Genomic DNA, 25,919 nt, shown 5'->3' with positions numbered 1-25,919 from the left:
TTTTAATGTGCGCGATCCTATCAATGACGATGCCAGATCGCCGAGTCAGACCTGTATTCGGCGATCATGCGCAAAAGCCGTTCAGGGCCATCGCGGTTTCGGCCATGCTGCTGTTGGTTGGAATGGCCGGACTCGCCTTTGCCGGTATTTACTGGTCGACCCACCAGAGCGATCAAATCTCAGTAGCGCGTCAGCTACGCGTCGCGCAGCTTGCCATCGATGTCAGTCTGGACGAGCTCGCTCTTCAGCAGGAAACCGTCGCGATATGGGATGATGCGGCCACCAAGCTTGCCGATCCTCACCCCCCGCAGACTTGGCTGTACGACAATATCGGCTCCTGGCTCCACAGGATCTTCAAACACGACGAGGTCTTTATCCTCGACAGCTCGGACCGGCCGATCCAGTCGGTCAGCCAGGGTCGATTGGTATCCAACCGGCGGTTCATGGCGGTCAGGAAGGACCTGCTGATCATCATCGACGGCGCACGCGGCCGTCGTGATGTTCCCAATGGCCGGCACGACCGGAATATCGCCAGGCCGTTGCACGAGCACACCACCGTCCGCACAACGGCGCGGGCCACGCACGACACGCATCTCATGCTGGTCGACGGCCGCCCGGCCGCCGCCAGCGCGATGATGATCAAGCCTTCGACACCCGGTTATGTGCGGCAGCCGAACGGCTCGCCCCTGCTCGTCAGCGTGCGATATCTCGATGGAAATTTCCTTGCCGACCTGAGCGCCAGACATCTGATCGACGCGCCACGCTTCAGTCGTGTGGACAATGCCCGGGACGGAGAGCAGTCCTTGTTGCTGCGGACCGAATGGCGGCAGAATTTTGGCTATTTGATCTGGCATCCCGAGCTTCCGGGCACCAAAATCCTGCACACGCTCATTCCGCTCAACGCCTTTGTTCTCCTCGCGCTGGGTGCCTTTATCAGCGCGCTCGCGTTCCGCTTGTCGAAGTCGATGCATTCGCTCGCAACGACTCAGACCGAAGCATCATACCGATCCTTTCACGACCCATTGACCGGGCTGCCCAATCGTTCGCTGCTCAAGCTCAGGATCGACAAGGCGCTGGCGGCGTGCACCCCGCATCAGCCAATCTGGCTGATGATGATCGACATCGATCGTTTCAAGGAAGTCAACGACACGCTGGGCCATCTGGCCGGAGATCAACTGATCCGGAAATTCGCGGATCGGCTTGTCGCTCTTCTCCCACCGGGCAACGTCGTCGCACGACTGGGCGGAGACGAGTTCGCGGTCCTGCTCGCGGAAAACTGGACCGCAAGCACCGTACGATCCTTCTGCGATGACGTCCGGGGGCTGTTCGACAGACCGTTCGATCTCGCCGAGAGCCAGGTTTTCGCGTCTGCCAGCGTGGGAACCGCGCGAGCGGCCGGTGGCGTCGATGAGGTCGAACTCATGCGTCGGGCAGACGTGGCGCTTTACCGCGCGAAGGACGATGGGCGGAACTGCGCGCGTCCTTACGCCTCCGTGATGGACGCCAAAACCCGGCGCCGCAGCATCCTGAACTCCGAACTCCGGCGGGCGCTTGAGGAAGGCGAACTCGCGGTCTGGTATCAGCCGGAGCATGCCGCGAGCGGCGGCGTGGTTGGCTTCGAAGCGCTGCTACGCTGGCATCATCCGGTCCACGGGCTCCTGACTCCCGGAGAAATCATCCCGGTCGCCGAGGAGACGGGGCTGATCGGGCCGATCGGCGATTTCGTCATTCATGAGGTCGCCCGCACGGCCGCTCAATGGCCCCAGGCCTTTTTCGCCGTCAACCTCTCGCCCGTACAATTTCGAACCGAGGGCTTCGCCGACCGGCTCCTGTCGGTTTTCCTGGATGCGGGCGCCGATCCGCGACGCATCGAACTTGAAGTGACGGAGCGCGTCCTGCTGGATGACAGCCCGGCAATCCATCGCACCCTCTTGCGTCTTCGCGGCGCCGGTTTCCGCATCGCACTGGACGATTTCGGTACGGGCTATTCGTCGCTCGGCTACCTGCAGCGATTTCGCGTCGACAAGATCAAGATCGATCAAAGCTTTGTCGCTCGCATGGAGGATTCCGCGGGCACCCGCGCCATTGTCGGGGCGATCATCGCGCTAGGTCATGCGCTCGACCTGACGGTGACCGCCGAAGGGGTCGAGACCAGCCGGCAGGCCGATATTCTGGTCGCGGCCGGATGCGATGAATTGCAGGGTTATTTCTTTTCCGCGGCACAGCCGATGATCGATTTGGCCCGTCCGGCGCTTTCCCACTTCGCGGCCTAGGTCTTGCGTCGTGCGCGGAGTCTAGCCGCTCGTCCCGGCCCAGCCAGGCAGGTGTGCCGTGTCGTGACCGTTCGCGAGCGCCAGCGCTTCGGACAGCGCCTTGTCGAAATGGCCATCGACGCGGCCCGGTTTGATCCGCCGCCGGAGGAAGTCGGCCCACAGAAACTCGGCATAGGGCGTATCGACCTTGGCATAGCCGCCCGCGCGCCGCAGCGCGCCGGCAAGCGACCGGTATGGATCGTCGACCAGGCCGGCAACGTGCTTCGGGATATCGTCATAATCCTGGCGGATGCCCTTCGCGTCGAACGGGTGCAGCCAGTTGCGATTATCCATGAAGGTGATGAACATGGGCCGGGTGAGCGCGCTCAGATCGGCGATGATATGGACCAGAACATGCGTCACACCCTCCAGATGCAGGGCGAGCGCAAGGTGATGATTGTCGATCAGATACGCCCGGTTCTTGGGTCCGATCACCACTGGAAGCATGTGGCGGCCGAGAAAGTCGGGACCCTCGCGTTCGGCACGATGGCGCCAGTCCTGACGCTTGCGTTCGACCTCGCGCAGGCCGACCGAGATCTGCGTCGGACGCAGGCCGGCGATTTCTCTCGGATGCAATAGCGGTTCGGGATCCTGGATCATCGATCGGTCTCCTGCGACAGGCCGGCGACGGCATCGTCCACGCTGTAGCTGCTTCGCGCGACAAGGTCATGCGCCCCGGCCGCCATCAGCAGGTCGCGCACGGTGTCGCGGACCCGGGCGAGCAACAGGCGGGCGCCATTCATGCGCAGGCGCGCATCGAATTCGATCAACGCATCGACCGCGCTGCTGTCGACATCGAAGCTTTCCTCCAGGCTGACCACCACCGTGGTGATGGTGGGGTCGGCGGCCTGCTGGCTGGCGATCAGGGACAGCACCGCTTCGGCATTGGCGAAGAACAGCGGCTCGGCCGGTCGCCAGATCGCCACGCCGGGGATGGGGGTCGCGTCGGGATGGCGCGCGAGATCGACGAAATTTTGCGAGCTGCCCAGCCGCCCGAGCCTGACCAGTTGCGGCGAGGCGAGCCGACGCACCAGCGCCGCGATCGACAATAATATCGCGAACAACATGCCGTTGAGCACGCCGAGCGCCAGGACACCGACCGCCGCGCCGATCGCCACATATTGGTCACGCCCGAGGCGCCATAGCCGGACGATCGGCTGCGGATTGAGCGCGTGGGACAGGGCCGCGATCACCACCGCCGCGAGCACCGGTTGTGGCAGGTGCGCGACGAGCCGGACGCCGGCCAGCATCAACAAAGCGAGGCCGGTCGCGGCGATCGCGCCTGCCGCTCGCGTCCTGGCGCCGGCCGCCTCGCTGGCCGAGCCGGCGGAAAACCCCGCCCCGACCGGTAATCCCTGGACCAGCGCGGAGGCGAGGTTAGCCATGCCGAGCGCGGCCAGTTCGCGGTTTGGCTCGATCCGGTCGCCATGGCTCAGCGCCAGCGCGCGCATCGTCCCCCAGCTCTCCGCAAGCAGGATCAGGACCAGCGGTATGACAAGCTCGGCCAGCCCCGCGAGCATCGGATAGGGGATGTGCGGCAGCGAAGGGATCGCGATGCTCAGCTCGATGATACCGACCGTCGCAACGCCGTGCCCCGGCAGGTCGAACAGGATCGACGCGGCGATGCCGGCCGCCAGCACGATGAACGCCCCGGGGATCGAAGGCAGCCGTCGCAGTGCCAGCAGCAGGAACAGCGCGGCGGCCCCGGTGGCGATGCTCACACCGTTCCAGGCCCCGAAATCGGACAACAGGCCGGCGACAAGGCCGAAGACATTGCCCGCTTGCGGCGTAACGCCAAAGACCAAAGGCATTTGGTTGAGGATGATGGTGATCGCGAGCCCGAAGGCGAAGCCGCGCAGCACCGGCCGGGAAACGAACCCGGTCAACCCGCCAAGCCGCGCCAGCGATGCCGCGAGAAAGGTGATGCCGACCAGCGCCACCGTGATCGTCGCGAGCGCGATCTTCACGGCGGGGTCGGCGGTCAGCGTGCCAAGCGAGGCGGCCATGATCGCCGCCGAGGAGGACGTCGGCGAAACGATCGCGAAACGGCTGCGGCCGATCGCCGCATAGGTCAGGGCGCCAACGATCGCCGCGAGGATGGCATGTTGCGGGGCAAGCCCGGCGATGCCGGCATAAGCGACCGCCTCGGGCAGCATCAGGCCGGCAACCGACAGACCGGCGATGATATCGGCTCTGCGCATCGGTGCCGCTAGCTCAACTCGCGCCGCCTTGGGCATCCGCAAGAGCCCTGGGCATCGCGCGCTTCATCGAGACTCTCCTGACCTGCGGGCCAAATCTGCGCCGCTTTTGGCCGGAGGGCAACCGACGCGCAACCGACGCGGGGAATGCTCGTTCCGACATCCCCAATCCAGTCGCCGGCGGCGGGATCATCCAACGCGGCCGCGAAGATCCGGTCGATCACGCCCTGCTCGACCCAACGATAATAGCGGCGCCTGCCGGTCTGACAGGGCCCGAACCTCGCCTTCCACACCGGCTTCCAAAAGCATGTGCCGAATCCGATCAGCGACGGGTCATCGCCCGGCGCTGCCCTTGCTCGCGCTTCGCCATGCGCGACCACGTCGATAGCGTTGACGCATGACGGCGTTTTTCGGGATTTCAGATCAACAACAAAGGCCAGTCGGCGTTGATGACCGTTGCGAGCAACTCATAGCTATACGAACAACTGCTCAGCAACAGGAGGCAGGCCAGTGCCGTTGATGAGCGGATGATCATCTCGCGAGGATGACGCACTAACTAAGCTGCTCGTCCAGGCTGCGGGTGCGCGAGGTGACCTCGTCGCCGGTATGTTTGGTCGAGGCCGGTTCGATCAGCAGCACCCAGCATTCCTCGTCCGCGACCGGATTGTGCCGGACGCCGCTCGGCACGGTCAGGAAGTCGCCCTGCGACAGCTCGACCGGACCATCCTCGAACTCGATCCGCAGCGAGCCCTTAACGATGTAGAACAGCTCGTCCTCGCCATCATGCGCGTGCCACACGAATTCGCCCTTCAGCTTGGCCGCCTTGAGCAACTGATCATTGACCCGCCCGATTACCTTGGGCGACCAATAGTCGGTCACGCGGTCGAAGGCGGCGGTCAGGGTGGTGGGGGATAACATCGTCTCTGCTCCGGCATCGTTATCGGCATTCAAGATCGGCATGTCGTGCCTGGGGCGCAAGCCACGCCGCGGCGATAGCGCTTGTCACGGACCGCATATCATGACCATGAGCCAGGCCATCATTGCGGCGACCGGCGATCGGCCCGACACCGCGATGCCCTCCGACATGATTGGACTTCCCCATGGGACAGCTACGTACAGCCAACAAGCGGCGCAACCGCGCGCTCGCACGTGTCACCGCCAAGCCTGTTGTCGCTGCTGCACCCGCACCGGCCAAGGCAAAGACGGTCAAGCCGAAGAAGAGCGCCACAGCCTAACCCCCGTACCGCCTAACCTCTATAGCGCATCGCCACGTCGCAGCGTTCATAGCGTGCGCCGAAATCGCGCATGATCTCCGCGTCGTGCGCGAAGCCGTGTTTCTCGTAGAGATGGATCGCGGCGGCGCATTTCGAACTGGTCAGCAGATAGAGTGTTTCGACCTCCATCTGCCGCGCGCGGCGTAGCATTGCGTCAAGCAGATATTCGCCCGCCTTGCGGCCACGCGCGGATTCGAGCACGCCCATCTTGGTCAGCTCGAATTGCCGCTCGCCGGTTTTCTGAAGGGCGCAGGTGCCGACCACGCCAAGACCCTTCGCTTCGGCGAACAGGATCACCCCGCCGGGATCGATGATCCGCACGCGGGGGTTTTCCAGCACGTCGCGGTCGGTCTGCTCGATGCGGAACATCGATGCGATCCACTCGGCATTGATGTCGTGGAAATCGCGCGCCAACTCGTCGGAATATTCCCGGATCATCAGGCCCGACGCCGGCCCGTCAAGCGCGCGCCGCTCAAGCGACTGGCGTTCGAGAGCATCCTCGATCGTCGCGATCTGCCCGAGCAGCGGGCCATCCAGCCCATCGCACAGCTCAAGCACCGCCGCGTCGATATACGGCCAGACGTCGCGCTTCGATCGCGCCATCGCCTCATGGCCGGCTTCGGTCAGCGACAATGACCGGCGGCGCTGGTCGCCCGGCGTAGCGATCGTCTCGATCAGGCCGAGTTCGACCAGCCGGGCCAGGTTGCGCGTGATCGCCGGCTGGCTCAGCCCCAGCTTCTCGGCCAGCGCGCCGACGGTCAGCGTCCCGAAACGGTCGAGCGCGACGAGGATCGGATATTGGCTCGGCTGGATCGCCAGCCCGGCACGCTCGGCAATGCTCGCGACATCGGCCTGCATCCGTTCGGCCAGCCTTTTCAACCGGCTACCGAGGAAGAGATAGCCCATTTCCTTCAGGACATCGTTCGCCATGCCATCGCTCCAGTGAGTCGATAGCGTGTTATATACTGCGTTATGTAATTGCAAGCTACCAGCGAAACGGCCTGTAAGGGAACATCAATTGAGGGCCGCTTTTCCAAACATCCCGTCACCCCGGACTTGTTCCCGGGTCAACAGCGCCGCGATCCTGGCTTTCAAACTGCTATTCCCAACCCAGCGGCTTAGTGGACCCCGGAACAAGTCCGGGGTGACGGTGTGGCGGATGATGGCTCCCCAACATCGAAGCTCGGCACCGCATCAGGAGTCTTTCATCGCCTCGATCAGTTTCTTGACCTCCTGGCTGCGGCCGCGGGGCAGGATCAGGACGTCGTTGCCGCTTGCCACGACGATCAGATCCTCGACCCCGACGATCGCAATGCGCACGCCGTCGCTGCGCACCAGGCAGTTTGCGGTGTCGATCGCGACGACTTCGCCGCCGTCATGACCGGCATGGGCATGGCCATCACCATCCGCGCTCAGCGCATAGAGCGCGTCCCAACTGCCCAGGTCGCTCCACCCCATATCGACCGGCACGACCGCGACACGCGCGGCCTTTTCCATCACCGCATAGTCGATCGAGTCGGCGGGCGAGGCGGCGAACGCTTCCGCGTCGGGATAGATGCGCTTGCCCTCGTGCCGCGCCTTGTCCATCGCCTGTTGTGCCGCGACCAGCATGTCGGGCGCGAAGGACGCGAGCGCGCCGAGATACATGTCGGCGCGGAACAGGAAGATGCCGCCGTTCCACGCATGGTCGCCCGCCGCAAGCATCGCCTCGGCTTTGTCGCGCGGCGGTTTCTCGACAAAGCTTTTGACCTTGTTGACCCCTTCGGCGATCTCTTCGCCGATCTGGATCCAGCCATAGCCGGTTTCCGGCGCGTCGGGCGCGATGCCGAAGGTGACCAGCCAGCCCTCCGCGACCAGCGGCAGCGCGGCATGAATCGCGGCGTGGAACGCATCGACATCGGTGATGACATGGTCCGACGGCATGACCAGCAGCGGTTCGGGCCCGCCGCCCGCGGCGATCGCGGCGAGCGCGATGGCGGGGGCGGTGTTGCGGCCCATCGGTTCGAGGATGATCGCTTGCGCGCCCGCCGCGACCGCGTCGAGTTGCTGGTCGATCATGTCGGCATGACGCGCATTGGCGACGACGATCGGCGCGGCGAAGCGTTCGCCGGTCGCGCGTTTCGCGGTCAGCTGCAGCATGGTTTGCTCGGCGGTCAGCGCGAGCATCTGCTTGGGGCGCTCGGGCCGCGACATCGGCCACAACCGTGTACCCGATCCGCCCGAAAGGATGACAGGGACGATCGGTCTGGAAAGCGGCATTCGAATCCTCCTGTTGCGTCGCACTTACGTTCTTTCGCGCCGCCCTTCTAGGGTGGGGACGAGGGTCCGGGTGCGCGTTCAGAAGACTCAGCAGCGTCGCGCAAGTTCCGAAGCATTGGCGGGGCATCGAGCCCCGCAAATGCTGACCCACCCCTAGCCCCTCCCTTGAAAGGGAGGGGAAGAAGGGCGTGTTCAACCTTTATTTGTCAATTTCTGCGACAGCCATGCCCACGTGTCGGAAAAATTTACACGGCCACGGGTAAGGCGCGACTCAATGATCAGGTTGTTCAAGCATTACATACCGCACGCCGTGCTGCTGCTCGGCCTGTTCGACGTGCTGTTGTTGCTTGTCGCCGCCGAGTTCGGCTGGACCTATCGCGCGAACCAGATCGCGATGATCGTCGAACCGATTCATACGCGCATTCCGCAATTGCTGACTTTCGCCATTTCGCTCGAACTCGCGATGATCGCGGTCGGGGTTTACGGCGCGAGTTCGCTGCAATCGCTGCGCTACGCCTCGGCGCGGCTGGTCGTGGCGATTTCGCTCGGCGTGATTTTCCTCAGCGTGATCTTCTTTCTGATGCCGGCGATCACTTTCTGGCGTTCGAACCTGCTTTATTCGATGGCCGCGGCGATGGTGTTGCTGGTCAGCTTGCGCGTCCTGCTTGGCAAGATGCTCGGCGGGCAGGCGTTCAAGCGCCGCGTCGTCGTGCTCGGCGCGGGCGCACGCGCGGCGCGATTAAAGGCGCTGGCCGCGACGCCGGGCGCCGGGTTCGTGGTGGTTGGTTATGTCTCGATGAGCGAAGCGGCACGAGTGATCCCGGAGGCGATCGCGCGCGACGCGATCTATAATCTCGCCGACCATGTCGTGCTGCTCAACGCCAGCGAAGTCGTGCTGGCGCTGGAGGAACGGCGCAATGCGCTGCCGCTCAAGGATCTGTTGCGGATCAAGACCACCGGCGTCCATGTCAACGAAATCTCGACCTTCCTCGAACGCGAAACCGGCCGGGTCGACCTGCAGAGCGTCAATCCGAGCTGGCTGATCTTCTCCGACGGTTTCTCCTCAGGGCGGATGTTGTCGAGCCTGTTCAAGCGATTGTTCGACATTACCGCGAGCGCGCTGTTACTCGCGCTGACCGCGCCGATCATCGTGCTCACGGCGATCGCGATCAAGCTGGAGAGCAAGGGGCCGGCTTTCTACCGCCAGCGCCGCGTCGGCCTGTACAGCGTCGGGTTCGACTGCATCAAATTGCGTTCGATGCGCCAGGATGCCGAGATCGGCGGTCAGGCGGTCTGGGCGGAGAAGGACGATCCGCGCATCACGCGTATCGGCCGTTTCATCCGCAAGGTGCGGATCGACGAACTGCCGCAGACCTGGTCGGTGCTGAAGGGCGAGATGAGCTTTGTCGGGCCGCGTCCCGAACGCCCGCAATTCGTCGACGATCTCGAACAGCAACTGCCTTATTATGCCGAGCGCCACATGGTGAAGCCGGGCATCACGGGCTGGGCGCAGATCAATTATCCCTATGGCGCGTCGATCGAGGATTCACGGCAGAAGCTCGAATACGACCTGTATTACGCCAAGAACTATTCGCCCTTTCTCGACATATTGATCCTGCTGCAGACGATCCGCGTCGTGTTGTGGCCGGAGGGTGCGCGGTAGGCCGATGGCGATGACCATCATCCTGTGGGGCCATGCGCTCGCCGCCTTGCTCTTCGGCATGCTCGCCGTATCGCAGCTGCGCGACGCGGCGACCGCGCTGCCGCGGCTGACCTTCGTCGTCGCGCTCGCCGCGACTGCGCTCTGGGCGCTGGCGGTGGCGGGGATCGATCCGCGCGACGTGACCGCGCGCGTCGCCGAAAGCCTGCGCAACCTTTCCTGGCTCGGCTTCATGTTCGCGCTGGTGCGGCGCGATCCCGATGCGCCGCATGGCGGGGCGGTGATCACGGTTTACGGCGTGGTCGTGCTGATCGTGCTGGCGGGCATCGGCCTGGCCGTGGCGGAGGCGACATTGCCGCCGGCCGATATCGCCTCGGCGTCGCTCGCATCGGTGCGCCTGTTGCTGCGCATGATGGTCGCAGTCAGCGCGCTGGTCCTGGTCCATCATCTCTATTCGGCGGTCGCACCGCGCGCGCGCGGCGGGATCAGGCTGGTGGTCATCGCGCTTGCCGCGATGTGGTGCATCGACCTGGCGATCCATGCCGTCGCGTATCTGACCAAAAGCTGGGGCGTCGAGCTGGTCGCGACGCGCGGCGTGGCGATGACTTTGCTCGCGCCGCTGTTCGCGCTGGCGGTGATGCGCAATGGCGACTGGACGCTGAAACTGTCGCGCACCGTCGCCTGGCAATCGCTGTCGCTCGTCGCGACCATATTGTGGCTGGTGATCATGGTGCTTATCACCAGCCTGATCGCGGCGTTCGGCGGCGCTTATGTGCGCATCGCGCAGACCGCCTTTGTGCTCGGATCGGCCGCCACCACGCTGACCCTGGTCTCCTCACCCTGGCTCAAGGGCTGGGCGAAGGTGAAGCTGGCCAAGCATCTGTTCAATCACCGCTATGATTATCGCGCCGAATGGGCGCGCTTCACCGAAACATTGGGCAAGCCCGAGGGCGCGGCGCCGCTCGACGAGCGCATCGTCAAGGCGGTCGCCGATTTGACCGATTCGCCCGCCGGGCTGTTGCTCGTGCCCGACGGCACCGGGCTGGGCATCGGCGCGGCATGGCAATGGGATCGCGACGGGCTGCCCGTCGCGGGCGGCGACGATGTGCTGGCGCGCTATCTCGTCGCCAGCGGGCGGATCGTCGAACTCGACATGATCCGCAACGATGCCGCCGCCGGCGCCGAAGCGGCCAGCGTGCCGCAATGGATGCTCGACACCAACACCGCCTGGGCGCTGGTGCCGCTGGTCCATCTCGACCGGCTGCAGGGCGCGATCCTGCTGGCGCGGCCGGCGCTCGACCGGGCGCTCGACTGGGAGGATTTCGACCTGTTGCGCATCGCCGGGCGTCAGGCCGCAAGTTACCTCGCCGAGGCGCGCGCGCAGGAGGCGCTGGCCGATGTCGAGCGCTTCGACGAATTCAACCGCCGCTTCGCCTTCATCCTTCATGACATCAAGAATCTGGTGAGCCAGTTGACGCTGGTCGCGCGCAATGCCGAACGCCATGCCGACAACCCCGAGTTCCGCGCCGATATGGTCGCGACGCTGAAGGATTCGGCGGGGCGGATGAATGATTTGCTCGCGCGCCTGTCGCAGCATCACAGCGCCCGTGCCGAGGAACTTCGCCCGGTCGAATTGATGCCTTTGGTCGAGCGTGTTGCCGCGCGCCGCCGCGCGCAGCATCCGGTCGCGGTGATCGGCGGCGGCGAGGCGTTGGCCCAGACCGATCCGGCGCGGCTCGAACAATTGCTCGGTCATTTGCTGCAGAACGCGATCGAGGCGAGCCCGTTCGCCGAACCGGTGACCATCGCGGTTTCCGCCGATGCCGGCCAGGTCGTGATCGACGTGATCGACCGCGGATGCGGCATGTCGCCGGCGTTTATTCGCGACAAGCTGTTCAAACCGTTCGTGTCGTCCAAGGCCGGCGGTTTCGGCATCGGCGCGTTCGAGGCGCGGCAGCTTGCCCAGGCGATGGGCGGCGGCGTCGCGGTGACCAGCCGTGAAGGCGAGGGCACGCGTTTCCGCGTCACCTTGCCGCGAGTCCGAACCGATACGATGGAGCGCGCGGCATGACCGGGACCAACGCAGCACGACCCAAATCGCTGCCCAAATTGCTGATCGTCGAGGACGATGTCGGGCTGCAGCGCCAGTTGCGCTGGGCCTATGAGGGGTATGACGTGGTCGTCGCGTCGGACCGTGCCAGCGCGCTCGACGCGGTGCGCGCCGAGGAACCCGATGTGGTCACGCTCGACCTTGGCCTGCCGCCCGATCCGGACGGCACGACCGAGGGGTTCGCGACGCTGCAGGCGATCCTGACGCTCAAGCCCGATACCAAGGTCATCGTTGCCTCCGGGCATGGCGCGCGCGAAAGTGCGCTGCGCGCGATCGCCGATGGCGCGTGGGATTTCTATGCCAAGCCGATCGATATCGACGCGCTCGGCCTGATCGTCGCGCGCGCCTTTCACGTGCATGCGCTGGAGGCGGAGAATCGCCGCCTCGCCGAGCGTTCCGGCACCACCGCGCTGGGCGGGATGATCACCGCCGCGCCGGAGATGCTCAAGGTCACGCGCACGATCGAGCGCGTCGCCGGCGCGGACGTATCGGTCATGCTGCTTGGCGCGAGCGGCACGGGCAAGGAATTGCTCGCGCGCGGCGTGCATGATTCGAGCCCGCGCCGGAACGGGGCGTTCGTCGCGATCAATTGCGCGGCGATTCCCGAGACATTGCTCGAAAGCGAATTGTTCGGTCATGAAAAGGGCGCCTTCACCGGCGCGGTCAAGACGACCGAAGGCAAGATCGAACTGGCGCAGGGCGGTACGCTGTTTCTCGACGAGGTCGGCGACATTCCGTTGCCGCTGCAGGTCAAGCTGCTGCGTTTCCTGCAGGAGCGCGTGATCGAACGGATCGGCGGGCGCAAGCCAATCGCGGTCGACACGCGGATCGTGTGCGCGACACATCAGGATATCGATGCGATGATCGCCGAGGGCCGCTTCCGCGAGGATCTTTATTATCGCCTGGCCGAGATCGTCGTGCGCATCCCGTCGCTGGCCGAACGCAGCGGCGATGCCGGCCTGCTCGCGCATCATTTCCTGAAGAAATATGCCAAGACGATGCACTCATCGGTTACCGGCCTGTCGCCCGATGCGCGCGCCGCGATCGATGCATGGGGCTGGCCGGGCAATGTCCGCGAGCTGGAAAACCGCATGAAGCGCGCGGTGATCATGGCCGAGGGCAAGCTGGTCACCGCCGCCGATCTCGACCTGGCCGGCGATGCCGAGGATGTACCGCTCAATTTGCGCAGCGTGCGCGAGATCGCCGACCGCAAGGCGATCCGCCACGCGCTGGTCCGCGCCGACGGTAACATTTCCAATACCGCCAAGCTGCTAGGGGTGAGCCGCCCGACCCTTTACGATCTTTTGAAGAGCTATGACCTCCATGCTTAAGCCCGTTAAAGCCACCATCGGTACGCTGCTTGCGAGCGGCGCTGCGATCGTATCCGCCGCCTTGTTCACGCTGGCCGCGACCGTGCCGGCCAGCGCCGATGCCGGGACTGCGCGGCTGTCGCTCGCCAGGAGCCTGGCGATGCTCAAGACGGGGAATATCAGCGCGGCGCGCAACCATGCGCAGGCGGCGATCAAGCAGGATCCCAATTGGGGCCTGGCGCATGCCGTGCTGGCGCGCGCTTTCCTGGCGCTTGGTGACGGCATTGGCGCCGAAGCCGAACTCGACCGCGCCAAGGCGGCCGGGTTCGACGCCAAGCGCGCGCAACAGCTCTACGCCCATGCCTATCTGCTGCAGGGCGATGCCAAGCGCGCGGCGACCACCGCGGCGACGGCGGAGCCGCGTTTTGCCGGTTATGCGATTCGCGTCGGCGCGCGCGCGCTGGCCGCGCAAGGCGATTTGCCGGGTGCGCAGCGTGCGCTGTCCAATCTTCTGTCGGCCGCGCCGGGGGATAGCGCGGCATGGTCCGATCTTGGCCGGGTGCGTTACAATTCGGGCGATGTCGCCGGCGCGATCGACGCGGCGACCAAGGCGGGCGAGCTTGACCCCGCCAATCTCGAGGCGCTGACCTTGCGCGGCGAACTGGTGCGGACTCAATATGGCCTGGTCGCGGCCTTGCCCTGGTTCGAGGCGGCTCTGGCGCGCGATGCCTATTATCATCCGGCGCTGATCGAATATGCCTCAACGCTCGGCGATGCCGGGCGTTATGGCGATATGCTCGACGCGACCCGCCGCGCGCTCGCGTCGCGGCCTGACAGTGCTCAGGCTTTCTATCTTCAGGCGGTACTCGCCGCGCGCGCGGGCAATTACGACCTTGCCCGCACGTTGATGCAGCGCACCGGCGGCACGCTCAGCGGCCTGCCCGGCGCGCTGCTGCTCGAAGGAACGCTCGATTATCAGGCGGGCGGTTACGAACAGGCGATCAACAAATGGCGCGAGCTGGTCGCGCGCCAGCCGATGAACATCACCGCGCGCCGCCTGCTTGGTGCGGCGATGCTGCGTTCGGGCGATGCGCAGGGCGCGCTCGATGTGTTGCGCCCGGTCGCGCTGCGCTTCGATGCCGACAGCTATACGCTGACCCTGGTCGCGCGCGCGTTCGAGCGCACCGGCGAGCGCGACTGGGCGGGCAAATATCTCGACCGGGCGGCATTTCCGGTGCGCGATGCGTCGGTGCCGTTCGGCACCGATGACAGCCTGACCGTGCTCGGTGGGCTCGCCAACGACAATCCCGACGATCCGGTGCGGCGCATGGTGTTCCTGCGCGCGCTGGTCGATGCGGGCGAAAATGGCCAGGCGCTCGATCAGGCGCAGGCGCTGACCCGGCTTTCGCCCGGCGCGCCCGCCGCCTGGCTTGCGGTCGGCGACATGCAGATGGTGCTGAAGCGTTATGGCGAAGCCGCCGCCGCCTATCGCCGCGCCGCCGATATCCGTTTCGACGAACCGACCATGTTGCGCACGGTCGACGCGCTCGACCGCGCCGGCCATCGGCCCGAAGCGTCGAACGTGCTTGCGCTGTTCCTGTCGCAGAATCCGCAGAACATCGCCGGCCAGCGTCTCGCCGCGCATTGGCAGCTCGCATCGGGCGAATTCGACGCCGCAATCGAAACGCTGGAGGGACTGCGCCAGCGCGTCGGCAACCGCGACGCCGCTTTGCTCACCGAACTGGCCTATGCCTATCTCGGCGATGACGACGATGCGACCGGTCTTTCCTATGCCAAGGCGGCCTATCGCCTCGCGCCGCTCAACCCGGTGGTGACCGACGCCTATGGCTGGGCGCTTTATCAAAGCGGGAACAATGGCGCCGCGGCGCAATTGTTCGAAAAGGCAGTGGCGATCGCGCCCGAACACGCAATGCTGCGCTGGCACCTCGGCCAGGTCTATGCCGAACTCGGCCGCGGTGCCGATGCGCGCGGGCAGATCGATGCGGCGCTGTCCGATCCGAGCTTCGAGGACCGCGATGCGGCGGCGGCGTTGTTGAAGACCCTGGCCTAAATCTCAACCGTTCGCCCTGAGCTTGTCGAAGGGCCGTTCTTTCTTCTAACGCTGCGCACCAGAAGAGCGGGGCTTCGACAAGCTCAGCCCGAACGGAAGATGGTATGGCCGAAGATCAACAGACATCGCTCGACCGTATCGCCGCCGCACTCGACCGTATCGCGCCGCCCGCACCGGTGCCGGCCGATCCGCTGGCCCATCCGGCCTATTTGTGGCGCGGTGTCGCGCTGGCCGCGGCGCGCGATTTCGCGGCGTTGCCGCTCGATCAGCTTCACGGCATCGACACGCAGAAAACGACATTGGTCGCCAACCTCGATCGCCTTGCCCAGGGTCAGGCGGCGCATGACGTGTTGTTATGGGGCGCGCGTGGCACGGGCAAATCGGCTTTGGTCAAAAGCGCGGTTGCGGCACTTCAGGGGGAAGGCAAGCGACTCGCGCTGATCGAAGTGGTCACCACGCAGCTCGATACGCTGCCCGCCTTGTTTGCGGCGATCGCGCCGGTGCCGCGCGCGTTCGTGCTGTTTATCGATGATCTTGGCTTCAATGCGGCGAGCGACGCGCGTGCGTTGCGCTCGATGCTGCAGGGCGGGGCGGAGGCGCGGCCGGCCAATGCGCGGCTGATCGTCACCTCCAACCGCCGTCACCTGGTGCCGCGCGACATTGCCGAGCAGGAAAGCGCAATCAATCCGCGCGACGCGGTCGACGACAATCTCGCGCTGGCCGACCGGTTCGGGTTGAGCCTGGGATTCCATGTCGTCGATCAGGACGGCTATCTCGCGATGGTGCGCGGTTATACCGATGCTTATGACCTGCCGTTCGACGCGGTCGACGCGGTCGGCTGGGCGACGCGGCGCGGCAGCCGTTCGGGGCGCGTGGCGTGGCATTATATCGTCGATCTTGCCGGCCGGAACGGACGCTCGCTGCGATTATGACTGATATGGATCAGGTTGCTCGCTAACGCCGCTTGACTTGATCCGCGCGCCATTGCTGACTCCACACCATGGCTCGTATCGGCGAACTGGACCTTTGTGATCGCCTCTCGCCGACCATTCCGGTCTGGGTGACGCAAATTGCCGTTGGGCTGATCACATCGGGCGCGGCACGCATCCTGCGCATCGGCTTCGATCTGGTGGCCGGTGGCGCCGCGCCGTTCGCATTGATCTATCCGGCGATCATGCTCGCCACGCTGTTCGCGCGCGCCTTTGCGGGCGCGGTGAGCGCGACGGTGATGATCCTGTATATCTGGTATTATCTTTTCCCGATCCGCAATTCATTCCGGTTCGAGAACGGCGCCGGGCCGCTTTCGATCGGCGTCGTCACGGTCACCGCGATCATCACCATCGCGGTCGCCGAACTGTTCCGCCGCGCCGCGCGGCGTGCGACGCAGGAGCGCGATCGCGAAATCGCCGATCGCGACCTGTTCCTCGCCGAATTCGACCACCGCATGAAGAATAATTTCGCGATCGTCGCAGGGCTGCTCGACATGCAGAAGCGCCGTGCGGCCGACCCGGCGACGGCGGACGCGCTGGGGGTGGCACAGATGCGCATCGACAGCATCGCGCGCGCGCATCGCCATCTCTATCGCGGCGGCGACCAGCCGGGCATGGTCGAGATGCGCGATTATCTGGGCGACCTGTGCACGGCGCTGTCCGAGGCATTGTTCCTGCGCGGCGGCATCACGCTCACTTGCGACACCGACGAAGCATCGGTGCCGCGCGACCGCGCCGTATCGATCGGACTGGTGGTCAACGAGCTCGTCACCAACGCCGCCAAGCATGCCTTTCCCGGCCGCGATATCGGCGCGATCCTGGTGACGTTCCGCAATGTCAGCGGCGGTGGCTGGATCGTCACGGTGTCGGACGATGGCGTCGGGTTGCCCGAGGCACCGGTTGTTACCGGTCGCGACAACGGCCTGGGCGGCCGCCTGATCGAGGCGTTCGCGCGGCAGGCCGGTGGTACGCTCCGGACCGACAGCGATCGCACCGGCACGCGCGTGACGCTGGAGTTGGGCGCTTAACGCTTCACCGTCACCTTCGCGGGGATGACGGAAGAAAAGACACCTGGCCTTAGCCCAGCCCCTCGACCTGCTCGGCGAGTTCGAGCCAGCGCATCTCCGCCGCTTCCTTTTCAGCCCGTGCCTTGTCGATCGCCTTGGTCAGCAGTTCGAACTTCGGAAAATCACGCGAATAAAGCGCGGGATCCGCAAGTGTCGCTTCGTCGCGCTTGATCGCGGCCTCGATCTCCTCGATCCGCTTGGGCAGTATGTCGTAATCGCGCTGGTCCTTGTAGGTCAGCTTGACCTTTGGTGCCGGCGGCGCGGTTGGTTCGACCTTGCGCGGGTTGGGGCGCTTGCCGCCGCTGACGCGCAGGCGGCGACGCTTCTCCCAATCCTCATAACCGCCCGCGACGACATCGACCGTGCCCGACCCGTCGAGGCCAAGCGTGATCGTCACCGTGCGGTCGAGGAAATCGCGGTCATGGCTGACGATCAGCACGGTGCCGTCATAATCGCCGATCACTTCCTGCAGCAGGTCGAGCGTTTCCAGATCGAGGTCGTTGGTCGGTTCGTCGAGCACCAGTAAATTGGACGGCCGGGCGAATTCGCGCGCGAGCAGCAGCCGCGAACGCTCGCCGCCCGACAGCGTGCCGATCTGCGCATCGACCAGGCCGGGTTCGAACAGGAACTCCTTCAGATACCCGATGATGTGCTTCCTGATGCCCTGTACCTCGATCCAGTCGCCGCCATCGGCGAGCACTTCGCGAACCGTCTTTTCCGGCGCCATCAGGCTGCGCTGCTGGTCGATGACGATCCGGTCGAGCGTCTTGGCGAGGCGGATATGCCCCGAATCGGGCGCGAGCTCGCCGGTCAGCAGCTTGAGCAAGGTGGTCTTGCCCGCGCCATTGGCGCCGACGATGCCGATCCGGTCGCCGCGCATCACGCGCAAGGTCAGGTCCTTGATGATCGGCCGGTCCCCGAAGGATTTCGACACGCCCTTGACGTCGATCACCATCTTGGTGCGCGCATCGTCGGTGCCGATCGAGAGATTGGCGGTTCCCGGCGGACCCATCATCGCCGCGCGCGTCGCACGCATCTCGTGCAGCTTGGTCAGCCGTCCCTGATTGCGCTTGCGCCGCCCGGTGACGCCGCGCAGCAGCCAATGCTCCTCCAGCTTCAATCGCGCATCGAGCTTTTCGGCGTTGCGCGCTTCCTCGGCATAGACTTGCTCGGTCCACGCCTCGAACCCGCCGAAACCGATTTCCGCGCGGCGCACCGATCCGCGATCGAGCCACAATGTCTGTTTGGTCAGGCGGGTCAGGAAAGTCCGGTCATGGCTGATCGCGATGAACGCGCCGCGGTAACGGCTCAGCCAATCCTCGAGCCAGTCGATCGCCGCGATGTCGAGATGGTTGGTCGGCTCGTCGAGCAGCAGCACGTCGGGGTTGAGCGCCAGCGCGCGCACGATCGCCGCGCGTCGCCGTTCGCCGCCGCTCGCGCTTGCCGCGTCGCGCGACAGGTCGATGCCGAGCTGATCGGCGATCGCATCGGCTTCATAGGGCAGCGGCGCCTCCTCGCCGTGCAGGACATAATCGAGCAATGTCGCATGCGCGCGCAGGTCCGGTTCCTGTTCGAGCAGGATGACACGCGTACCCGGTTGGATCGTGCGCCGGCCTTCGTCCGCCTCGATCGAACCGGCGATCAGCTTGAGCAGCGTGGTCTTGCCCGCGCCGTTGCGCCCGATCAGCGCAAGCCGGTCACGCGGCTGAATATGGATATCGAGGCCGCGGAACAGCCACCCGGACCCTTGAATGATACCGAGATTTTCGAATGCGAGAATTGGGGCTGCCATGGATGTCCTGGGATTTTCGCCGCTGCCCTGAATGTGGCGGGACGAGCGGTCATTTTGAGGGGGCTGTAGGTAGGATGCGGGTGGCGGGCAAGTCGGCCTTGCCTGTCGCAACGATAACGCGTGCATTCACAGGCTGTTCAAGCCCGTCTCCCTATGCGAGGCAGATGAAGATGTTGCTCCCTCTCGCTTTCTGCATGGTTGCCGCCGCCGGGTCGGCCGTCGCCGATCCTGCGCCCCAGCAACGCCGTGGCGACCAGGTCGAAGCGTTCGATCAACTCAAAAAGGGCAAGTTGTTGCCGCTGCACGAGATTGAGCGGCGCGTCGTGCCGCAAATGCGCGGTGCGCAGTATCTTGGTGTCGAGCTCGATTCGCTCAGCGGCATTTACACGCTGAAATTCCTGCGCGATGGCATTGTCATCTGGGTCGAAGTCGACGGCCAGTCGGGCCGCGTCATGGGCCGTACCGGTAAATAATCCGCCTTTTGGTGGCTGGAGGGGAAGTAGAATGCGCGTCCTGATCGTCGAAGACGAACCCAATCTCGGCCAGCAGCTCAAGAACACGCTGGAAGGTGCCGGCTATGCGATCGACCTCGCCACCGATGGCGAGGAAGGGCATTTCATGGGCTCGACCGAGAATTACGACGCGATCGTACTCGATCTCGGCTTGCCCGAGATCGACGGGCTGACCGTGCTCGACCGCTGGCGCAAGGAAGGCCGCACCGCGCCGGTGCTGGTGCTGACCGCGCGCGACAGCTGGTCGGACAAGGTCGCCGGGCTCGATGCCGGTGCCGACGATTACGTCGCCAAGCCGTTCCAGTCGGAGGAACTGATCGCCCGGCTGCGCGCGTTGATTCGCCGTGCTTCGGGCAATGCCTCGTCGGAACTGACCGCGGGCGATGTCCGGCTCGACACGCGTTCGGGCAAGGTCACGCTGGCCGGCGAGCCGGTCAAGCTGACTGCGCAGGAATATAAATTGCTCAGCTATCTGCTCCATCACAAGGGCAAGGTGGTCAGCCGGACCGAACTGATCGAGCATATCTACGACCAGGATTTCGACCGCGATTCGAACACCATCGAAGTGTTCGTGACGCGCATCCGCAAGAAGCTCGGCCAGGAAGTGATCACCACCATCCGGGGTCTGGGCTATAGCCTTGAAGATCCCGATGCTTGATGCGCGCACCGCCCTCTCACCGTTTGTGCTGAGCTTGTCGAAGCACCGTTCTTCCTCCTTCTGACCGTGGAAGAAGTAGAACAGCCCTTCGACAAGCTCAGGGCGAACGGAGAGGAGGGGGCGAACGCTCCCGCCACGATCGAACCCGAAACCCCGCTCGGGCGCGGTTATGTCCGCACCACCGGCTCGCTCAGCCGGCGGATGATCCTGATCGCCGCGGCGTGGATCCTGTTGCTGCTCACTGGCGGCGGCTTTGCGCTCGATCGCGTGCTGTCCTCCGCGATCACGCGCAATTTCGACGACCAGCTCGAATATGTCCTGACCGCGTTGATCGTCTCGGCCGAGATCGGTCCGGACGGCGAAGTGGTGTTCAACCGCGAACCCGCCGATCAGCGCTTCCTCGAACCCTATTCGGGGCTTTACTGGCAGGTCAGCACCACGGGGCGTGAGGATTTTCCGTCGCGCTCGCTATGGGACCGGCGTCTCGCTTTCGGGTCGAAGCACACCGATCTCGGCATCCACAGTTACGACAGCATTCAGTTCAACGGCGAGAAGCTGCGTATCCTGGAACGCGATGTGAAACTGCCCGGATCGCCGATCCGCTGGCGTTTTCAGGTCGCGCAGACCCGCGAAGGGCTCGACGCGCAGATCAGTGCGTTACGGCGGACGCTGGTGCGCAGCTTCGCGCTGCTTGGTGTCGGCTTGCTCGTCATGGCCGCGCTGCAGACATTTTACGGGCTATGGCCGCTGCGCAAGGTGCGCGAGGAGATTGCGCGGATGCGCGCCGGCAAATCGCGCCAGATCGAGCGCGCGATGCCGATCGAGGTCGCGCCGATGGTCGAGGAACTGAACGGCCTGATCGCGCATAACGAGCGTCAGGCCGAGGAAGCGCGCCGTCATGCCGGCAATCTGGCGCATGCGCTGAAGACGCCGCTGACCGTGATCATGAACGCCGCGACGGCACAGGCCGACGATCTCGGCGAGACGGTGGTGCGCGAGGCGCGGACGATGCGGCGCCAGGTCGACCATCACCTTGCGCGCGCCCGCGCGGTCGGCCGGCGCGGATCGGCGCACAGCCGCGCCGATGTCTGGCCGAGCCTCGAATCGGTCGAACGCGCCGTCGCGCGGCTCTATCGCCACGTCCGCATCGACATTGCCGGGCCGAAGACGCTGCAGGTCCATGTCGAGCGGCAGGATCTCGATGAGATGCTCGGCAATTTGATCGAGAACGCCGCGAAATATGGCGGCGGCAGCGTGTTCGTCACGGTCGGCCAGCATTCGGGCTTCGTCGAATTCCTGATCGAGGATGACGGCATGGGCATCCCCGAGGAACAGCGCGTGCGCATCTTCGACCGCGGTGTGCGACTCGATTCGGGCAAGCCCGGCACCGGGTTGGGCATGGCGATCGTGCGCGACGTGGCGGAGATTTACGAGGGCACCGTGTCGCTTGAGGAGAGCGAGGATCTGGGTGGTTTGCTGGTGCGGTTGAGATTGCCGGCGGCCAACTAATTCCTCCCCGGAGGGGAGGGGACCATTTGCTTCTTCAGCAAATGGTGGAGGGGCTTTCCACAGGCGGAACACTGCTTGGCACACCCCTCCACCCCTCGCTTCGCTCGCGGTCCCCCTCCCCCTGCGGGGGAGGAATTTTATGCGGCCACTTTCAGTTCGCTCATCACTTCGGCGGTGATCTCGAGACTCCGCTTGCGCGCGTCGTGATCGTAGATCGAGCTCGCCACCATGATTTCGTCCACGCCGGTGCGTTCGATGAACGCGGCGATCCCGCGCGCGACTGTGGCCGGGCTGCCGACCGCCGAACATTGCAGCACATGATCGAGAATCGCAGCGCCCTGGGCGCCGAGCGACTGGCGATAGCCGGCGAGTGGCGGTTTCATCTTGCCCGGATTGCCGGTGCGCAGGGCAACGAACGCCTGTTGCTGCGAACTGGCGAGCAGTTCGGCTTCTTCGTCGCTGTCGGCGGCGAAGATATTGAAGCCCGCCATGACGTGCGGTTTCGCCAGTGCAGCCGAAGGACGGAAGTCGCGGCGATAGATGGCGATCGCCGCATCGAGCGCGTCGGGCGCGAAATGCGAGGCGAAAGCATAGGGCAGGCCGAGTGCCGCAGCGAGCTGCGCGCCAAACGTGCTTGAGCCGAGGATCCACAGGTCGACCTTCGCGCCGGCGCCCGGCGTCGCGCTGATCCCGGTCTTGCCGTCATCGGCGAAATAGCTTTGCAGTTCCAGCACGTCCTGCGGAAAGGCGTTGGAGTCGGTTTCGAGCGTGCGGCGCATGGCGCGCGCGACCTTCTGGTCCGACCCTGGCGCACGGCCAAGTCCGAGGTCGATCCGGCCGGGGAACAGCGCATCGAGCGTGCCGAACTGCTCGGCGATGATCAGGGGCGAATGATTGGGCAGCATGATCCCGCCGGCACCGACGCGGATCGTGCTGGTCGCGGCGGCGACATGCCCGATCACCACTGAAGTGGCGGCGCTGGCGATGCCGGTCATGCCATGATGCTCGGCCGTCCAGTAGCGGCTGAAGCCAAGCGCTTCGGCGTGCTGAGCGAGATCGGCGGCGTTGGCGAGCGCCTGGGACACGGTGCCGCCTTCGACGACGGGCACGAGATCGAGCAGGGAATAGGCTGTCATGGGCGGAAGATGGGGAGGGATGCGGGGGTTCGCCAGTCAAAGATTTACTTCGTCATGCTGAACTTGTTTCAGCATCCAGGCGCGGTCGCCAGCCAAACAGCTATCATCTTTGGGTCATCTGGCCGCGCCTGCGTTCGAGCGAGACTATGTCCCCCGGACATAGTCTTGGCTTGCCGGGGGCAAGCCAAAGCTCGAACGCTGAAACAAGTTCAGCATGACGGCGAGGATGGCGCACCGCCTTGCCCCATGCGGGCCGCCAGCCTAGAGCCCGTTCGCATATGGACCCACGCCTTTCCCATATCCGCAATTGGATCTTCGATCTCGACAACACGCTGTATCCGGCGAGCGCGAAGCTGTTCGACCGGATCGATGTGAAGATGGGCGCCTATATCGCGCAGCGTCTCGACGTCGATCTGGTCGAGGCACGGCGCATCCAGAAGGGCTATTTCCACGGCCACGGCACCACGCTTGCGGGTATGATGGCCGAACATGGCGTCGATCCCCACGAATTCCTCGATTTCGTCCATGATATCGAAATGGACGTGCTTGAGGAAAACGCGCCCCTCGCCGCCGCGATCGCGAAGCTGCCGGGGCGCAAGCTGGTCTTCACCAACGCCGATACGCCCTATGCGACGCGCGTGCTCGGTCGGCTTGGTCTTGGCGAAACGTTCGAGGCGATCCACGACATCCATGCAATGGACCTCGCGCCAAAGCCGCAGGAATCGGCTTATGCCGGGCTGTGCGCGGCATTCGACCTCGATCCCGCACAATCGCTGTTCGTCGAGGATATGGCGCGCAACCTCGCGCCGGCCAAGGCGATCGGCATGACCACGGTGTGGGTCGATAATGGTTCGGAACAAGCAGTCGACAGCGACCGCAGTTATATCGATTTCACCACCCACGACATCACGCACTGGCTGCAAGCCGTTTTGGAGGCCCAATGACCGACCATCTGCAATCCGTGATCGAGGCCGCCTGGGACGATCGAGACAATCTCGGCTTCACCACGGTCGGCGCGGTGCCCAAGGCGGTCGAGGAAGCGCTGGCGATGCTCGATGCCGGCACCGCGCGCGTTGCCGAGCCCGATGGCGCGGGCGGCTGGCGGGTCAATCAATGGCTCAAGAAAGCGGTGCTGCTGTCCTTCCGTCTCAATGACAATGTGCTGATGTCGAACGGTCCGGCGGACGGCAATTGGTGGGACAAGGTGCCGTCCAAGTTCAGCGGCTGGGGCGAAGCCGAATTCCGCGACGCCGGTTTCCGCGCGGTGCAGGGCGCGATCGTCCGCCGCGGCGCGTTCGTCGGCAAGGGCGCGGTGCTGTTGCCGAGCTTCGTCAATATCGGCGCCTATGTCGGCGAAGGGTCGATGATCGACGCCTGGGCGACGGTCGGCAGCTGCGCGCAGATCGGCAAGGGCGTGCATATTTCGGGCGGTGCCGGCATCGGCGGCGTACTCGAACCGCTTCAGGCCGATCCGGTGATCATCGGTGACGGCGCGTTCGTCGGTGCGCGCGCGGAAGTCGCCGAGGGCGTGCGCGTCGGCGAGGGCGCGGTGTTGTCGATGGGCGTCTATCTCGGCGCGTCGACCAAGATCATCGATCGCGCGACCGGCGAAGTGTTTCGCGGCGAAGTGCCGCCCTATTCGGTGGTCGTACCGGGCAGCACTGGCGGCGGCGGCGACAAGCCCGGCCTGTACTGCGCGGTGATCGTCAAGCGCGTCGATGCGCAGACCCGTTCCAAGACCAGCATCAACGAGTTGTTGCGCGACTGAGGAAAGATCATGCCCGACAGCCATGCCTCCGACAGCCAGACCATCGCCGAAATCATCCGCGTCGTCGATGCGATCGACCGGGCGGTGGATGGAAAGGACTGGGTGACGGCGCGATCCCATTTCGCCGACCGGCTGACCGCCGATTTCAGCTCGCTGTCCGGTCAGCCTGCGGCCGAAATCTCCAGCGACGCGCTAGTCCAGGCCTGGACGACGAATCTGACCGCGGCCAAGACCAGCTTCCATATGCGCACCAACCATCAGGTGGTACTCACCGGCGATACCGCAGATGTGGAGTCGGCCGGCTATGCGTGGAACCGCATGGAGGGCAATGGCGAGCCGTTATGGGAGGTCTGGGGCACGTATCTCCACCATCTCGTGCGCACGCCCGACGGGTGGAAGGTCGATGCCATGACGCTGATCGTCACGCATCAGCGCGGCAATTTCTGGGTTCGCGACACGGTGCCTGCGGCGTGAGGCGATGGCTTCTCCTCACAGCGGCACTGTTCGCCGCCGGCCCGGCGATCGCGCAGCAAGTGCCGATCGACCCGGCCGCTTTGGTGCGCACCTATCCGCACGATCCGCGCGCCTATACCGAGGGGCTCTTCTATCTCGATGGCGCGCTCTATGAGAGCACTGGCGAGGTCGGGCGATCCGGCATCCGCAAGGTTGATCTTGACAGCGGCAGGGTCCGGTCGAGCGTCGCGGTGGAGCCGCCGCTGTTCGGCGAAGGGATCGCCCCATGGGGTGGTCAGATCATCAGCCTGACCTGGAAGAACGGCATCGGCTTCCGCTGGTCGATCGACGGCTTCAGGAAGCTCGGCAGCTTCCGCTATCCAGGTGAGGGATGGGCGCTGACCTCGGATGGCACCAGCCTGATCATGTCCGACGGCACATCGACCCTGCGCTTTCTCGATCCGCGCACTTTCCGCCAGCGCCGCACGCTCCGTGTCACCGCGAACGGCCTGCCGATCGAGCAGCTCAACGAGCTCGAATATGTCGATGGCGAGATTCTCGCCAATATCTGGCTGACCGACCGCATCGCGCGGATCGATCCCAAAAGCGGCCATGTCATCGGCTGGATCGATCTTTCGGCGCTGCATGCCCGTGCCGGCGTGCGGGGCGAGAATCAGGTCGCCAATGGCATCGCCTGGGACAAGGTGCGCCGCCGCTTGTTCGTGACCGGCAAGGAATGGCCTTATCTGTTCGAGATCGCGCCGCCGAAGAAGGTTCGGGCAAAGGGTGCGCGCCGGTCGCGCTGAGGCCCGACCCCAGCTCCTGTCTCGACATTGCAACA

23 protein-coding genes are annotated in these 25,919 nt (G+C 64.9%); 15 read left to right on the top strand and 8 right to left on the bottom strand.

Annotation, left to right across the window (positions count from 1 at the left end; translation table 11 throughout):
* Positions 1-5 precede the first annotated feature (5 nt).
* Positions 6-2,273, top strand: a complete 2,268-nt coding sequence (locus G4G27_RS14370) for a bifunctional diguanylate cyclase/phosphodiesterase (protein WP_345940689.1) — start codon at positions 6-8, stop codon at positions 2,271-2,273.
* 21 nt (positions 2,274-2,294) lie between these two features.
* On the opposite strand, the gene G4G27_RS14365 is transcribed toward G4G27_RS14370, so the two are convergent.
* From G4G27_RS14365 to G4G27_RS14355, 4 genes are all read right to left on the bottom strand, one after another.
* Complete coding sequence (locus G4G27_RS14365; RefSeq protein ID WP_183109291.1) at positions 2,295-2,912, bottom strand: ParB-like protein; 618 nt, start codon at positions 2,910-2,912, stop codon at positions 2,295-2,297.
* On the bottom strand, positions 2,909-4,513 hold the full coding sequence (locus tag G4G27_RS14360; RefSeq protein WP_183109290.1) for a SulP family inorganic anion transporter: 1,605 nt from the start codon (positions 4,511-4,513) through the stop codon (positions 2,909-2,911). The genes G4G27_RS14365 and G4G27_RS14360 overlap by 4 nt, the downstream gene beginning before the upstream one ends.
* Positions 4,514-4,928: 415 nt before the next feature.
* Positions 4,929-5,063 (bottom strand): hypothetical protein, encoded by a 135-nt coding sequence (locus G4G27_RS24330; protein WP_267134666.1) that lies wholly within the window; start codon positions 5,061-5,063, stop codon positions 4,929-4,931.
* A complete protein-coding gene (locus tag G4G27_RS14355; RefSeq protein WP_183109289.1) occupies positions 5,063-5,428 on the bottom strand; it encodes a cupin domain-containing protein in 366 nt (121 codons plus the stop codon). Before G4G27_RS14355 ends, G4G27_RS24330 begins: the two co-directional genes overlap by 1 nt.
* Positions 5,429-5,610: 182 nt before the next feature.
* Between G4G27_RS14355 and G4G27_RS24325 the strand changes: the two genes are divergently transcribed.
* Complete coding sequence (locus tag G4G27_RS24325; RefSeq protein WP_267134665.1) at positions 5,611-5,745, top strand: hypothetical protein; 135 nt, start codon at positions 5,611-5,613, stop codon at positions 5,743-5,745.
* Between the two features lie 12 nt (positions 5,746-5,757).
* Here the strand turns inward: G4G27_RS24325 and G4G27_RS14350 are convergent, their stop codons facing one another.
* Complete coding sequence (locus tag G4G27_RS14350) at positions 5,758-6,714, bottom strand: bifunctional helix-turn-helix transcriptional regulator/GNAT family N-acetyltransferase (protein WP_183109288.1); 957 nt, start codon at positions 6,712-6,714, stop codon at positions 5,758-5,760.
* A gap of 264 nt (positions 6,715-6,978) precedes the next feature.
* Positions 6,979-7,977 (bottom strand): sugar phosphate nucleotidyltransferase, encoded by a 999-nt coding sequence (locus tag G4G27_RS14345; protein ID WP_244624714.1) that lies wholly within the window; start codon positions 7,975-7,977, stop codon positions 6,979-6,981.
* Positions 7,978-8,317: 340 nt separating this feature from the next.
* Here G4G27_RS14345 and G4G27_RS14340 point away from each other — a divergent pair, with 340 nt between their 5' ends.
* The 6 genes from G4G27_RS14340 (at position 8,318) to G4G27_RS14315 (ending at position 17,211) form a co-directional block, all read left to right on the top strand.
* Positions 8,318-9,706 (top strand): TIGR03013 family XrtA/PEP-CTERM system glycosyltransferase, encoded by a 1,389-nt coding sequence (locus G4G27_RS14340; protein ID WP_183109286.1) that lies wholly within the window; start codon positions 8,318-8,320, stop codon positions 9,704-9,706.
* A gap of 10 nt (positions 9,707-9,716) precedes the next feature.
* Positions 9,717-11,774 (top strand): XrtA/PEP-CTERM system histidine kinase PrsK, encoded by a 2,058-nt coding sequence (prsK, locus tag G4G27_RS14335; RefSeq protein WP_183109285.1) that lies wholly within the window; start codon positions 9,717-9,719, stop codon positions 11,772-11,774.
* Positions 11,771-13,144, top strand: a complete 1,374-nt coding sequence (gene prsR, locus G4G27_RS14330; RefSeq protein ID WP_183109284.1) for a PEP-CTERM-box response regulator transcription factor — start codon at positions 11,771-11,773, stop codon at positions 13,142-13,144. The genes prsK and prsR overlap by 4 nt, the downstream gene beginning before the upstream one ends.
* Positions 13,137-15,194: a tetratricopeptide repeat protein gene (locus G4G27_RS14325; protein ID WP_183109283.1), complete on the top strand. Its 2,058-nt coding sequence runs from the start codon at positions 13,137-13,139 to the stop codon at positions 15,192-15,194. Before prsR ends, G4G27_RS14325 begins: the two co-directional genes overlap by 8 nt.
* Positions 15,195-15,298: 104 nt before the next feature.
* Positions 15,299-16,126, top strand: coding sequence for an ATP-binding protein (locus G4G27_RS14320; RefSeq protein ID WP_183109282.1), 828 nt, complete (start codon positions 15,299-15,301; stop codon positions 16,124-16,126).
* A gap of 68 nt (positions 16,127-16,194) precedes the next feature.
* Positions 16,195-17,211 carry a sensor histidine kinase gene (locus G4G27_RS14315; protein WP_183109281.1) on the top strand — a complete coding sequence of 339 codons (1,017 nt, stop codon included), beginning with the start codon at positions 16,195-16,197 and terminating at the stop codon, positions 17,209-17,211.
* Positions 17,212-17,260: 49 nt separating this feature from the next.
* Here G4G27_RS14315 and G4G27_RS14310 read toward each other — a convergent pair whose 3' ends face one another.
* Positions 17,261-19,042, bottom strand: coding sequence for an ATP-binding cassette domain-containing protein (locus tag G4G27_RS14310; RefSeq protein ID WP_183109280.1), 1,782 nt, complete (start codon positions 19,040-19,042; stop codon positions 17,261-17,263).
* Between the two features lie 164 nt (positions 19,043-19,206).
* Between G4G27_RS14310 and G4G27_RS14305 the strand changes: the two genes are divergently transcribed.
* The 3 genes from G4G27_RS14305 (at position 19,207) to G4G27_RS14295 (ending at position 21,721) form a co-directional block, all read left to right on the top strand.
* Entirely contained in the window at positions 19,207-19,515 is a 309-nt protein-coding gene (locus tag G4G27_RS14305) for a hypothetical protein (protein WP_183109279.1), read from the top strand.
* A 31-nt stretch (positions 19,516-19,546) separates the two neighbouring features.
* Positions 19,547-20,212 carry a response regulator transcription factor gene (locus G4G27_RS14300; protein ID WP_183109278.1) on the top strand — a complete coding sequence of 222 codons (666 nt, stop codon included), beginning with the start codon at positions 19,547-19,549 and terminating at the stop codon, positions 20,210-20,212.
* Between the two features lie 201 nt (positions 20,213-20,413).
* Positions 20,414-21,721: a sensor histidine kinase gene (locus G4G27_RS14295; protein WP_183113808.1), complete on the top strand. Its 1,308-nt coding sequence runs from the start codon at positions 20,414-20,416 to the stop codon at positions 21,719-21,721.
* A gap of 137 nt (positions 21,722-21,858) precedes the next feature.
* On the opposite strand, the gene G4G27_RS14290 is transcribed toward G4G27_RS14295, so the two are convergent.
* Entirely contained in the window at positions 21,859-22,857 is a 999-nt protein-coding gene (locus G4G27_RS14290) for an LLM class flavin-dependent oxidoreductase (protein WP_183109277.1), read from the bottom strand.
* Between the two features lie 278 nt (positions 22,858-23,135).
* Here G4G27_RS14290 and G4G27_RS14285 point away from each other — a divergent pair, with 278 nt between their 5' ends.
* Genes G4G27_RS14285 through G4G27_RS14270 form a run of 4 tightly spaced genes read left to right on the top strand, consistent with a single transcriptional unit; the run spans position 23,136 to position 25,884 of the window.
* On the top strand, positions 23,136-23,801 hold the full coding sequence (locus G4G27_RS14285; protein WP_183109276.1) for a pyrimidine 5'-nucleotidase: 666 nt from the start codon (positions 23,136-23,138) through the stop codon (positions 23,799-23,801).
* Positions 23,798-24,625, top strand: a complete 828-nt coding sequence (dapD, locus tag G4G27_RS14280; RefSeq protein WP_183109275.1) for a 2,3,4,5-tetrahydropyridine-2,6-dicarboxylate N-succinyltransferase — start codon at positions 23,798-23,800, stop codon at positions 24,623-24,625. Before G4G27_RS14285 ends, dapD begins: the two co-directional genes overlap by 4 nt.
* Before the next feature lie 9 nt (positions 24,626-24,634).
* On the top strand, positions 24,635-25,099 hold the full coding sequence (locus G4G27_RS24180) for a nuclear transport factor 2 family protein (RefSeq protein ID WP_183109274.1): 465 nt from the start codon (positions 24,635-24,637) through the stop codon (positions 25,097-25,099).
* On the top strand, positions 25,096-25,884 hold the full coding sequence (locus G4G27_RS14270) for a glutaminyl-peptide cyclotransferase (protein WP_183109273.1): 789 nt from the start codon (positions 25,096-25,098) through the stop codon (positions 25,882-25,884). Before G4G27_RS24180 ends, G4G27_RS14270 begins: the two co-directional genes overlap by 4 nt.
* Positions 25,885-25,919: the final 35 nt, after the last annotated feature.

This window comes from Sphingomonas sp. So64.6b, from assembly GCF_014171475.1.
Classification (GTDB): domain Bacteria; phylum Pseudomonadota; class Alphaproteobacteria; order Sphingomonadales; family Sphingomonadaceae; genus Sphingomonas; species Sphingomonas alpina_A.
The sequence above is the reverse complement of the archived record's forward strand: the minus strand, read 5'-3'. Positions and strand labels throughout refer to the sequence as shown.

Bases quoted from the DNA above. Each gene is read 5' to 3' on its own strand.
- G4G27_RS14365 (WP_183109291.1), bottom strand. From the start codon at position 2,912: ATGATCCAGGATCCCGAACCGCTATTGCATCCGAGAGAAATCGCCGGC.
- G4G27_RS14285 (WP_183109276.1), top strand. From the start codon at position 23,136: ATGGACCCACGCCTTTCCCATATCCGCAATTGGATCTTCGATCTCGAC.
- G4G27_RS14295 (WP_183113808.1), top strand. From the start codon at position 20,414: ATGATCCTGATCGCCGCGGCGTGGATCCTGTTGCTGCTCACTGGCGGC.
- G4G27_RS14315 (WP_183109281.1), top strand. From the start codon at position 16,195: ATGGCTCGTATCGGCGAACTGGACCTTTGTGATCGCCTCTCGCCGACC.
- G4G27_RS14360 (WP_183109290.1), bottom strand. From the start codon at position 4,513: ATGCGCAGAGCCGATATCATCGCCGGTCTGTCGGTTGCCGGCCTGATG.
- G4G27_RS14370 (WP_345940689.1), top strand. From the start codon at position 6: ATGTGCGCGATCCTATCAATGACGATGCCAGATCGCCGAGTCAGACCT.
- G4G27_RS14350 (WP_183109288.1), bottom strand. From the start codon at position 6,714: ATGGCGAACGATGTCCTGAAGGAAATGGGCTATCTCTTCCTCGGTAGC.
- G4G27_RS14305 (WP_183109279.1), top strand. From the start codon at position 19,207: ATGAAGATGTTGCTCCCTCTCGCTTTCTGCATGGTTGCCGCCGCCGGG.
- G4G27_RS14325 (WP_183109283.1), top strand. From the start codon at position 13,137: ATGCTTAAGCCCGTTAAAGCCACCATCGGTACGCTGCTTGCGAGCGGC.
- G4G27_RS14310 (WP_183109280.1), bottom strand. From the start codon at position 19,042: ATGGCAGCCCCAATTCTCGCATTCGAAAATCTCGGTATCATTCAAGGG.
- G4G27_RS14345 (WP_244624714.1), bottom strand. From the start codon at position 7,977: ATGTCGCGGCCCGAGCGCCCCAAGCAGATGCTCGCGCTGACCGCCGAG.
- prsK (WP_183109285.1), top strand. From the start codon at position 9,717: ATGACCATCATCCTGTGGGGCCATGCGCTCGCCGCCTTGCTCTTCGGC.
- G4G27_RS14340 (WP_183109286.1), top strand. From the start codon at position 8,318: ATGATCAGGTTGTTCAAGCATTACATACCGCACGCCGTGCTGCTGCTC.
- G4G27_RS14300 (WP_183109278.1), top strand. From the start codon at position 19,547: ATGCGCGTCCTGATCGTCGAAGACGAACCCAATCTCGGCCAGCAGCTC.
- G4G27_RS24180 (WP_183109274.1), top strand. From the start codon at position 24,635: ATGCCCGACAGCCATGCCTCCGACAGCCAGACCATCGCCGAAATCATC.
- G4G27_RS24325 (WP_267134665.1), top strand. From the start codon at position 5,611: ATGGGACAGCTACGTACAGCCAACAAGCGGCGCAACCGCGCGCTCGCA.
- G4G27_RS14290 (WP_183109277.1), bottom strand. From the start codon at position 22,857: ATGACAGCCTATTCCCTGCTCGATCTCGTGCCCGTCGTCGAAGGCGGC.
- G4G27_RS14320 (WP_183109282.1), top strand. From the start codon at position 15,299: ATGGCCGAAGATCAACAGACATCGCTCGACCGTATCGCCGCCGCACTC.
- G4G27_RS14355 (WP_183109289.1), bottom strand. From the start codon at position 5,428: ATGTTATCCCCCACCACCCTGACCGCCGCCTTCGACCGCGTGACCGAC.
- dapD (WP_183109275.1), top strand. From the start codon at position 23,798: ATGACCGACCATCTGCAATCCGTGATCGAGGCCGCCTGGGACGATCGA.
- prsR (WP_183109284.1), top strand. From the start codon at position 11,771: ATGACCGGGACCAACGCAGCACGACCCAAATCGCTGCCCAAATTGCTG.